This is a genomic window from Mesotoga sp. H07pep.5.4 (genome assembly GCF_003664935.1).
In the GTDB taxonomy this organism is placed as follows: domain Bacteria; phylum Thermotogota; class Thermotogae; order Petrotogales; family Kosmotogaceae; genus Mesotoga; species Mesotoga prima.
Genome location: NZ_JFHM01000015.1, coordinates 1 through 11,195 on the forward strand (window position 1 = coordinate 1; position 11,195 = coordinate 11,195).

Here is an 11,195-nt window from a genome sequence, read left to right on the forward strand (position 1 = left end):
TCCGAGTTTGTGTATTATTAAAGGCTCCTCCATGACATCCCTTATCTTGAATCGCGGGTTCATTGAAGCGTATGGGTCCTGAAAGATCATCTGTACATTCCTTCTGTATATCTTCAGTTCATCTTTCTCTATATGAGTTACATCCTTTCCGTTTAGAAACATTGTCCCGCCTGTGGGTTCTAGGAGTTTCATGATTAGTTTTCCCGTAGTGGTCTTTCCACAACCGGACTCTCCAACTAGACCGAATATCTCGCCCCTCTTTATTGAGAAGGATACTCCGTCAACTGCCTTGACGTAATTGTGTTCTCCCTTGAAGAACTGGGATATGTTTCTTCTTATGGGGAACCATTTCTGAAGGTCCTTGACTTCAATTATGTTTTCGTTCATCTCTTCTCACACCTCCAGCAGGCCACCATGTGTTCATCTTCTATCTCTATTAGGGGTGGTTCTTCTTCTTTGCACTTATCCATGGCCAGGGAACATCTGGGATGGAATCTACAGCCAGAAGGAGGCTCTAGCAAGTCCGGAGGAGCACCCGGGATGAACGAGAGTTCGCTCACCCTTTCATGTAGTCTTGGAGTAGCGGCGAGCAAGTTTTTCGTATATGGATGACAGGGACCCTGTTCTCCGTATATCTGTTGATTTGTTCCTATCTCCACTATCTTTCCGGCATACATCACCGCTATCCTGTCTGAAACCTCTGCCTCTGTTGCAAGGTCGTGAGTTATGAAGATGAATGAAAGGTCGAGTTTTTCCTTTAAGTCTTTTAGAAGGTTTATTATCTGGGCCTGTACAATAACATCCAGAGCGGTCGTGGGTTCATCACAGATTATAACCTTGGGTTCCAGAAAGAGGGCGGTAGCGATGGCGATTCTCTGTTTCATTCCTCCAGATAGTTCATGGGGATATCTCTTCACTATATCGCTGGAGAGACCGACCAGGTTGAGATACTTCTCTATTCTCTTTCTCGCCTCGTCTCTCTCCATCTCTCTGTGTTCCTGGAGGGTCTCCATCATCTGTTTGCCTATTGTGTATACGGGAGTGAGGGTATTCATTGCGCCCTGGAATACCATGGAAATCTTCTCCCAGCGTATATTCCTTCTCATTTCATTCTCACGCAGGGGAGTGATGTCGATACCGTCTACCTCTATCCTTCCTCCGACAATCTTACCCGGGGGAGTGGGCATCTTGAGAAGGGCGAAACCTGTAGTTGTCTTTCCGCAGCCCGACTCTCCAACGAGGCCAAGAGTCTCCCCCTTCTTCAGTGTGAAGGAGATGTCGTCAACTGCCTTCACGACACCTTTGCTCGTGTAGTAGTAAAGCTTGAGATTTTCTACGGTCAATATGTTATCCATACTCATTACCTCGTCTTCAGTTTCGGGTTAAGTATCTTGTCCATTGCGAACCCGACAAATGCGAATGTCATCCCCATGAAGGCTATCGCCAGTCCCGGCGGTACTACCCACCACCACATCCCGCTTAGCATAGCGCCTCCGCTGTTAGCAGCCTGTAATATCTGCCCCCAGGTTACGATCGTCGCATCTCCAAGGCCCAAAAGACTTATCGTGGCTTCTACGACAATTGCGCCCGGTACGTTGAGGGCCATTGAAGCGAAGGCGTAGGGGATGAGCAGAGGAACCATATGCTTGAAGATTATTCTCGTATTAGAGGCTCCGAGAGCCCTGGAGGCCTCAATATATGTCTCTTCCTTGATCTGGAGTCCCATGCTCCTGACGGTCTTAACCGGTCCTACCCAGTAGAAGATGCACATTATTCCAATCATCACCCAGATATTAGGCTTAAAGACAGCACTCATGACAATGAGTACGGGAAGCATGGGAACGCTTATGAATATCTCGAATATCCGTTGCATTAAAGAATCCTTCCAGCCTCCAACATAAGCACTGATGACACCGTAAACGACACCTATGGAAACCGAAACAAGAGCCGTGAGGAGCCCGATGAGCATGGCCCATTTCACTCCAGCTATTACTCCACTCCAGATATCTCTCTTCGAGTTGTCCGTTCCAAGAATTCCATGCACCCTGCCCGCAATGCTGATAAAGACATTGTCGATCCTCTCGTCTGGCTTTTGCAGTAGAAGTGTTACTTTGAGTCTGTATGTTCCAACGAGCGGCTCAGGATTTCTGAATATTCCCTCCTGGGCTTTCGAGAATAACACATCGGTAGTCTTGATTGTTTGGAGAGGGACTCCTTCAGAAGGGGAGTATTTCTTGCCGAAATTCATCGCCGATGTTTGGGCCGATCTATCGATTGAGACCCTGGCATCTTGACTTGGAGAGGTTTCAAGCTGTTTTCTGTACAAATCAACTGAAAGGCCGTCCGGTCTTTCGATAGAGATAACCACAGTTGGCTTGCCGACTCCAGAAGCATGAAACACGACATCCGAGGGAGCAACAGACGCGGAGTAATCATATTCAAAAACATACTCCTGTATTCTCATTGCACCGGCAAGGGTTTCGGAAAAGGTATACTTCTCGATAGTCTCCGATACCGCGCGCTTCTTTGAGGTAAAGAGATTAATCCACGAAGGAGGTGCACTGGAAGGAAGATCCTGCCAATAGGTAATATCTCTCCACTTCTCGTTGACTTCGGGATATGGTACGATGATAGGTTCAAAGATTAGGATGCAGATAAATACTACGAGAAATATGAGACCAATCATTCCCGACCTAACCTTTCTGAATTCCTTCCAGAAATCGCTTGCCGATCTTCTTAAATCACTCATAGTCATTGTTTACCACCTACCTTGATTCTTGGATCAAGTAGGCCATAAATGAGATCTAGAAGGACTAGACCACAGATATATAAGCCGGTAGTTATCGCGAGGTTTCCCATAAGAACTGGAACATCATTCTGCTGCAAAGCTATCCAGTAAAGGTTTCCCATTCCTGGCCAGGAGAAAATTCCCTCGTAGACAATGTTTCCTCCAACAGAAGCCAGCAATGCCAGCAGAGACATTGTAACAATCGGCGGTGCAGAAGTTCTCATAGTGTGTCCGTAGAGAACCTTCCTTTCAGGGATGCCTCTTGCTCTTGCCGCCATTATGTAGTCTTCCTGAAGTACTCCGAGAACGATGTTTCTGGTAAGAAAGGCCCTTCCCCAGAAACCGATAACAACAAGCGTAAGTACTGGGAGCGCGAGGTGATACAGAAGATCGAAGAAGTACGAAATTCCCTCTGGCGGTGGAGTCGAGTGTAGTCCACCGGAGGGAAAGATCTTTACTCCATAGGCGAAGAACATGATCATAATCATGCCCAGCCACCACGACGGCATGCCGAAGACCACCATGGTTCCAACTGAAGTGCTTTTGTCCAGTAGTCCTCCGGCCTTTTGTGCCTTTTTCAGTCCCAGAAGAAGGCCGAGAACAATGTCCACCAGCATTGCAACAGAGAAGAGAAGAATGGTCTTCGGTATAGCTTCTGAAACGACATCCCATACGTTTCTGCTTCCATTGGAGGATCTAATGATTGTCGAATTACCAAGATTCAAAGTGAGGGTGTCCCAGGTTCGCCAGAGAATTCTTTCGGCTACTGGTCTTGTTAGGCGGTACAGTGAGTACAGATCGTTTCTTCGATTAATAACGTAGTCTTCCAGCTGACTCTCGTTCAGACTGGTCATCCGCATAGTCTCTCCTCTGATCTGTTCTTCAATTTGCGCTCTTAGGGTCTGTTCCATTACCGTATTGAACAGAGCAGAGAAAATGAAAACCAAGATCGCGTACATAAGTGTCCCATAGAGCACTCTCTTAATTGCATACTTCCAGTACATAATTCACCTCGATCAACAAGCAAAATTCTGTTCGATCTCTATTGGGATTCAAAAACGTGTATTTCCCAAAAACAAATGACGAGTAGAAAGAATATGTTATCCTTATTAAGTCTACGAGCTTTCATAGCCGAAAAGATCTCGCCTATGAGAAAAGTTCATTGGTGTTGTGAATCGATTGAAAACACAGTGGTCAGAGGTAAATCACACCCACAACACAACATAAACAATGATAACAAATAGTTCTGCCGACAAATGCAAATAGATATGATGGGTTACGGTACATAACAATTATATACTCACTGTTAAATAATCAGTTGTGTTGCACGGTATAGTTCAAGAGACTAAGGGAGGAAATGTCATGCAGCTTTCTTCATTTGGCGAGGGAACAATTAAGCATTTCACATGGCTGAATGAACCGAAGCGCTGGGAATTGCAGGATGGTAACCTGATAGTGGAATCAGAAGAATCTACCGATTTCTGGCAAAGAACGCATTACGGATTTAGAAACGACAACGGCCATTTTCTTTTTGTCCCATTAATGGAAGATTTCTCGTTTGTCCTTGGCGCGAAGTTCTTCCCGGTCAATCAATACGATCAGGCCGGAGTCATGGTGAGGGTCTCACCTTCCTGCTGGTTGAAGAGCTCTATTGAGTTTGAAGGAAGTGCCCCATCCAAACTAGGTGCCGTTGTTACTAACTCTGGCTATTCAGACTGGTCGACTCAAGATGTATCTTGCGAAACAAGGAGCCTAAGAGTTAAAGTCGACAGAAAGGGATCTGACTACTCAGTTTTTGCTTGGCAGGATGAGTGGGTTCAACTCCGGCTGGCAAGACTAATAGAAGACGACTGCAAACTTCCAGTTATGGTGGGGGCTTATTGCTGTAGTCCAAGAGGAAGTGGCTACAGAGTAGTCTTCGATGAAATCTCCTTGAACTGCAGATAGCCCTCTCGAAGGATATCAAGGAGATCCGAGACTGATCCGGTAATTTAGCCTTCTCCGCCGGAAGTGAGGTTATCTATTTTTGATCGGGCGACATTTCTTGACCAGATTCTTCAGTTATTACCAAGCCTATTTTGAAGGCATCAACCTGTTCCCTTCTTTTTTCGCCTTCAAAATAGAGAAATTCAAGCATAGAATCTCCTGAGTCTGTGGGTTTTAATCGAAACACTGAATACCTTACACCCATATACTCTACTTCAGTGATGTCACCAACAGGTTCTACTGCCGAATATGAAGAAAGTTGCCATTCGCAATCTTCTTCGTTGCCTTTCTTCAATCTAACCAAGACCGTTTGATCGATCCTTATTGAAATCGTTCTTCCATAGTCGGAATCCTGAACAAAAACATATTCCCTAACGGGTTCTGCAACGACTATTGTAGCCTCAAAGGTTTTCTCTGGAGCGACATCTTCCCACAGACTGCCATAATCAAACCTAAGCCTAGCCTGCCCGTAATTCATGCCTTCAAAGTAGAAGGTTTGTGCAACTTTCCCGGCTGAATACGGCGATGGCTCCGTAATTTTCACTTCATTTTCTCTTGGCTGTCGGAGTACTTCAGGAGTGGTGGCAGAGATACGCCATCTTAATCCGGAATCAATAGGGGAATCGAGAATAACCTCTATAGGTTCATTGAGACCGACTACAATAGTTTTTCCCACATCTGAAGAATCAATAATTATCGGATCTATGTTGGGTTTTTCTACATTAATAGAAAATGAAGACGTCCTTATTGAAGTTTCCTCCCACAATGAACCAAAGGAAAACTCAATGGAAGACTTCCCAGATCCAACTACCCGGAAATCGAAGACGTCGCGTCCACCGCCTGATTCCTTAAGCTCTTCGTAGTATGGATCCGAAATCAGTCTTATCGAGTTTTCGTCTAAACTCTTGACTTTCCAGAAGTAGCCTGCACCTCGATTTGAAGGAAGCTTCACGGAAAAATCATCTCCAACGTGAAGTTCGTGAACTTTCTCAAGATCTTCCCATCCGAATACCATATCTCCTGGAACTTCCGACATGTCATCAAGATTCATTTCCTGTTGTCCTTGATGACTAAAGTTTTCTTCGGCTCTTTGAAGGAAATCTTCCACAATGGTTTTGAAGGCTTTCTTCTCTTCAAGCATAGGTAGATGTCCGCTGTTCATGAAGGTTACAAATTCTATATTTGGAGACCCCTCTTGAAACGTTAAGAGATTCTTGACGCCGGGAAAGCTGTTTAATCCAGAGCAGATAAGAATCGGTACGTTAATGTCTAAAAGTCCTGAGGAAAAATCATGTCCTCTAAGAATTCCACTTATGAAGGTAGGGGTTTCTCCCCAAAACAGGTTATAGATTTCCTCGTTTATAATATCTCTGGAAAGTACCGGCTTCAGTTCAGATGTGGGACCATCCCCAAACAAATAATGGAACTTGTCGAAACTCTGAGACGATTCACCATCGGCTAGATCGGATAATGCGGAATCGATTGCAGGGAGGTTCAATCTTGGATTTATCATTACGAGACTGAGCAGTCCTTCGGGATTTGTAAGGGCAAATCCAACGGCGATTGCTGATCCAAATCCATGGCCAAGAAGATGAAAAGAGTCTATTTCGAGCGAAAAAATGAGCGAAGCGAGTTCAGCAACAAAGTATTGAAAATCAATAGCTACATCCGAGTGATTCTTTGAACTCCCACTTCCAAGCTGATCGTATCTCAAAGTCTTCCTTCCACTGAGTATTCCTTTCATGTAAGAACTGCTGAAGCCTGGACCGTCGCCTATCAGGATAACCACTTCTCCATCGGCTTCTTCGACTTCATAATGGATTTCGTTTCCGCTAAATAGAATCTGCCCTTCATAAGCTAGACAGATCGCTGAAAAAGCTAATATTATGATCACAAAGAAAGTACGCAAATAAGACACTCTCCTGCCACAAAACAGATGTAAGAACGCTCCTTTTAATGAACTCGCGATTTTGAAAAGTCCGTCTATGGATTTTATTGGTTGCTTGAATTCACAGCATTGAGTTCCCAAAGAATAATAGACGGAGCTTTCCCTAGTGAACATGCAACCATACACACATTGTCGATTTTCCCCTGTTATTCCAGGCGTAGTATGGAACAAGAGAAAATCTAACATTGTTGCCCTTGCTCTTCACTGATCCAAGGGGGTTGTATAGCTTCTTTTCCCATCCATCCAGATCAAAGGCGACTCCCTTCCCACTAAGAATTACTGGGTTTCCTGGCAGTGCATCACTCTGTGTGACTTCGAAGTTCTTTCTTGAAGGTACTGACAAGGTTCTTACATCGAAATCCGGGTTGTCAACACCTTCTGCACAGTAAACGAGAGGCCCCCTTTGGACCGAGACTTTGTCGGTGTTTTCCCTAAGAAGAGGGTTGGCGGTCATCAATCGAATGCGCATCGGAAGGGCCAGATATACTTCAGTCTTTCCCTTCCAGTTGCCTTCCAGCCGCACAAATCCCTTCTCTGGACGGAGTTTTTGTTTTACGCCATCTACCTGCACTTCGAATTCTCCTTCGGCCCATTCAGGAATTCTTAGTAGAATAGAGAGCTCAGTATCCAGATCAGTAGCAATAGTTAACTGCACCTCTTCAGAGTGTGGATAAGAAGTTTTCTGAATAATGGAGACTTCTCCGTCTCTAAAAGGAATTGTGGCTTTGCTCTCTTCGTAGAAATTGACCCTGATTTCGTTCAGAGTTGTTCCATAGATATAACCTCCGAAAGAGGTCAGCAATCTAGCGATGTTTGGAGGACAGCACGCGCATTCAAACCATTCCTCTCGCTCGCGTTTACCTGCGTCTTCCAGAGGATTGACATAGAAGTAGCGTTTACCGTCAAGCGAAATTCCCGACAACACTCCATTATAGAAAGACTGCTCGAATAGGTCCAGGTATTTGGCATCACCAGATATCATATACATGCGCCAGTTCCAGAAGACATTTCCAACTGCAGCACATGTTTCCGCATAAGCTCTTCTGCTGGGTAATTCGAACTCTTCTCCAAAGGATTCTCCCTCGTATCTTGAGCCGGCGCCACCAGTAACGTACATCTTCCTTGCTGTGAGATCGATCCAGAGTCTTTCAAGGACTGCCAGCAGGGTCTCGTCTCCAGTTTCAAGAAATACGTCTGCCGCTCCCGCCAGCAAGTACAGCATCCTAACCGCATGACCGGTAAGCTCTTTTAGTTCTCTGAACGGTACATGATCTATGTGATACTCATCGCCACCAACATAACCTCTACCGCGATTGTCGATAAGCTTCTGAGCAAATTTCAAATAGTCGCGATTGCCTGTTTCTCTGTGTAGTTCGATCATTGCCATTTCTAACTCAGGATGGCCTGTGGACACTTTGCAGTCGTCATCTCTAAAGCTGTCAAGAATATTGTCGGCAGCACTTACGCAAACCTTGAACAGCGTCTCGTCACCAGAGGCTCTCTTGTTGGCTATACCTGCCTGGATAAGATGGCCCGCACAGTAGAGTTCGTGCATGTTCTTCAAATCTTTCCATCTTTCCGCCGCCTTCTGGCCAACAAAGTAAGTGTTGATATAACCGTCACCGCTTATCTCCTGTGCCTTTTCTATAAGAGTTATCAAAGACTCAATTCTGGCACGGATTTCGGGGTCCTCGTTATATGAAAGAGAGTAAGACGCCGCCTCTATCCACTTATAAACATCGGAATCATTGAAAAACCAGCCGGTGAAGCTCCCTTCCATACTCCCTGCTGCCTTTCGAAAGTTGTCTATTCTTCCAGTTGACTCCAGATACTCGTATTGCATAGGCAAACTGGTAGACTTCATGAGTCCCTGATATCTTCCGACAAACCCCTGTAGTTCCACTTTCTCGATAGCCAGGGGCCTTACTTGCGCTCTTGGTGACCGTGACGTGTCATTCACGAATGTCACTGTTCTCACCTCCAAAGAAGATCCTCTCTTGTCAAGAGTAGCAGAAAACGGTCACACTTTTGTATCCTTAGGTAAGGAGGTATTTTGCCATGTTCGAGAAAATAGACTACTGGGTTTCAGCTGCGAGCTATTCGGATAGAAATGGTACATGGCTACTCGAGGCAGCGCTGATTCATCCGAATATTGGAGAGTCTCACGACTATGGGGAAGAATGGACGCGAGAAGAAATAATCGATAAGTGCGACGTATTTGTGTTTTGCCTTATAACAAAAGACGCGAAGGGAAACTGGAAAAGAGGAGGGCAACTTAGAAAGATTGAAACTGACAAGGGAGTTTTCATAAGAGTCGACGGTTTGGAAAAAACGGGCGATTATCTTGGAGACATTCCTTTTATTGAGGAGATTGAATGACTCTCTTGAATTAGGTCTCATCCTAACTTGAGCCATTAAGAAGATCAAAATATGTTCAGTTTTATGTTGGTCAGAAGTGGTCGATATTTCTCCAAATAAAAGAGGTTCCTTTGCAGCTTCTTCTGACGATACACACTGTGATATTATTAAGATTATTACAACATCTTATATTAGTTGATTTCTTAGTTGCGGACAAAAATACGGTTTGGGGGTTCTCATGAAAGCCAAGTTTGCTTTGATTCTTTATGTCTTGTTTATTTTTGTGAACGCTTGCGGAGTAGGTTCTATAAGATACCTGGTTAGGCCGGGCGATAGACTGTTCAACATCATCAGAGACTATAATCTGAGAATCAGTACAGTACTCGACCTGAACTGCATCGCCAATCCTCGTCAGCTTGAACCTGGGGAATTCATAAATCTTCCAACTGGAGACGGTTTCTTTTATGAAGTTCAGTATGGTGATTCAATTGACTTCATCGCGAAGCTTTTCTTTGCTCTCGCCGAAGAAATCATGGCTGCAAATGGTTTGAAATGTACCTCGGTAATTTATCCTGGACAAAGGCTGTTTATCCCGCTTGAATCAATAAATGTCTGCGGAAGTATTAATCCTGGTACGCAGTTTACCTGGCCGGTATATGGAAAGATCTCTTCGGAATTTGGTTGGCGAAAGGATCCCTTTACCGGAGTTTCTACCTTTCATTCCGGAATAGATATTGCAGTTCAAAAAGATGCGCCCGTTTTTGCCTCCAAGGATGGAATGGTAATGGAGGCGCAGGAAAGCGGTGGGTATGGACTGAACATAATAATCCAACATTATGACGGCAGCAAAACAAGATATTCACACCTGAATCATATCAGTGTATATGTTGGTCAGAGAGTGCTGAGGGGAGAGTTAATCGGTAGAGTGGGAGAAACCGGGAGAGCTACGGGACCTCATCTGCATTTCGAGATTATCGATTCCAATGATCAATGCAGGAATCCAAGAAGTTATCTTACAGGTATAAACTACATGTACGTTAGAAGAGAAGCAGATAGCCTTGGCGTTGGGGGTAGATAGAATTACAAACACAGTATACGTTGAATCAAACTCTTTTGATCCCTGGTTGAATCTTGCCATTGAAGAGTACCTTTTGAATTCGTACGCCCGCGATAGCAGCGTGCTGTATCTGTGGCAGAACGAAAAAACGGTGGTAATCGGCAGAAATCAGAATGCATGGCAGGAATGCAGACTCGGCAATCTTGAAAGGGATGGTGGAAGACTGGCAAGAAGATTGTCTGGCGGTGGGGCTGTCTATCATGATCTTGGAAACCTCAACTTTACGTTTCTCATGCCGAGAAAGGAATACAACCTCCACAGGCAACTTTCTGTAATTGTAGATGCTGTAAAGGAACTAGGAATTGAAGCACATTTCAGTGGTAGAAACGATATTTTGGCGGGCGGAAAGAAGTTCTCAGGAAATGCTTTCTATCATGGGCAATTTGCCTCCTATCACCATGGAACAATTTTGATAGACGTAGACACCGGAAAGCTTTCCGAATATCTAAATGTCTCAAAGGAAAAGATCGAATCCAAGGGAGTTAAATCAGTTGTGTCGAGAGTTGTCAATCTCAAGGAAATGAAACCGGATTTAACCATTGACACAATGAAAAAGGCAATGTATAGAGGTTTCATTGAGGAGTACGGCCAGATAGACAATGTTCTAGACTTTGAAAGGGTAATTGAGTCGGAAGATATTGGAGGCCTTTATGAGAAATATTCTTCAAAGGAATGGCTTTTGGGGAGAAATCCTGAATTCAATTTCAGAGCAAGCAAAAGGTTTCAGTGGGGAGGTATTGAACTCCTGTTTACATCCAGAAAGGGAAAAATCGTGGATGTGACAGTATATTCTGATTCAATGGACGTAGATTTCATTGAGGAACTGAGACGCGGGCTTAAGAATATTGAATTCTCCAGATCAAGTATTTTAAAAGCTCTTAACAACCTTCCTAGATACATCGAACGGGATGACATCATTAACTGGCTTGGGATAACTGACTTCATTTAATCCGTCAGCTTAGAGACCACATATCTCATCCGATCAAAATAATCATCTG

General features: G+C 44.4%; 10 protein-coding genes. 4 read left to right on the forward strand and 6 right to left on the reverse strand.

Annotated elements, in window-relative coordinates:
• The 4 genes from Y696_RS09165 to Y696_RS09180 all read right to left on the reverse strand — a co-directional run.
• On the reverse strand, positions 1-387 hold a 387-nt coding region (locus tag Y696_RS09165; RefSeq protein ID WP_121510325.1), incomplete at its 3' end, for an ATP-binding cassette domain-containing protein.
• Positions 384-1,355, reverse strand: coding sequence for an ABC transporter ATP-binding protein (locus tag Y696_RS09170; protein ID WP_121510326.1), 972 nt, complete (start codon positions 1,353-1,355; stop codon positions 384-386). The genes Y696_RS09170 and Y696_RS09165, both read right to left, overlap by 4 nt.
• Before the next feature lie 5 nt (positions 1,356-1,360).
• Positions 1,361-2,749, reverse strand: coding sequence for an ABC transporter permease (locus tag Y696_RS09175; RefSeq protein WP_236609142.1), 1,389 nt, complete (start codon positions 2,747-2,749; stop codon positions 1,361-1,363).
• A 2-nt stretch (positions 2,750-2,751) separates the two neighbouring features.
• Positions 2,752-3,792: an ABC transporter permease gene (locus tag Y696_RS09180; RefSeq protein ID WP_121510327.1), complete on the reverse strand. Its 1,041-nt coding sequence runs from the start codon at positions 3,790-3,792 to the stop codon at positions 2,752-2,754.
• Positions 3,793-4,150: 358 nt separating this feature from the next.
• On the opposite strand from Y696_RS09180, the gene Y696_RS09185 reads away from it, so the two are divergent.
• A complete protein-coding gene (locus tag Y696_RS09185) occupies positions 4,151-4,735 on the forward strand; it encodes a DUF1349 domain-containing protein (protein WP_006488162.1) in 585 nt (194 codons plus the stop codon).
• Between the two features lie 73 nt (positions 4,736-4,808).
• Here Y696_RS09185 and Y696_RS09190 read toward each other — a convergent pair whose 3' ends face one another.
• A complete protein-coding gene (locus tag Y696_RS09190) occupies positions 4,809-6,683 on the reverse strand; it encodes an alpha/beta fold hydrolase (protein ID WP_121510328.1) in 1,875 nt (624 codons plus the stop codon).
• Positions 6,684-6,825: 142 nt separating this feature from the next.
• Complete coding sequence (locus Y696_RS09195) at positions 6,826-8,691, reverse strand: glycoside hydrolase family 127 protein (RefSeq protein ID WP_121510329.1); 1,866 nt, start codon at positions 8,689-8,691, stop codon at positions 6,826-6,828.
• An 89-nt stretch (positions 8,692-8,780) separates the two neighbouring features.
• Between Y696_RS09195 and Y696_RS09200 the strand changes: the two genes are divergently transcribed.
• From Y696_RS09200 to Y696_RS09210, 3 genes are all read left to right on the forward strand, one after another.
• Positions 8,781-9,101 carry a hypothetical protein gene (locus Y696_RS09200; protein ID WP_006488159.1) on the forward strand — a complete coding sequence of 107 codons (321 nt, stop codon included), beginning with the start codon at positions 8,781-8,783 and terminating at the stop codon, positions 9,099-9,101.
• 217 nt (positions 9,102-9,318) lie between these two features.
• Positions 9,319-10,158, forward strand: a complete 840-nt coding sequence (locus tag Y696_RS09205; protein ID WP_121510330.1) for a M23 family metallopeptidase — start codon at positions 9,319-9,321, stop codon at positions 10,156-10,158.
• Entirely contained in the window at positions 10,139-11,146 is a 1,008-nt protein-coding gene (locus Y696_RS09210) for a lipoate--protein ligase (protein WP_121510331.1), read from the forward strand. The genes Y696_RS09205 and Y696_RS09210 overlap by 20 nt, the downstream gene beginning before the upstream one ends.
• Positions 11,147-11,195: the final 49 nt, after the last annotated feature.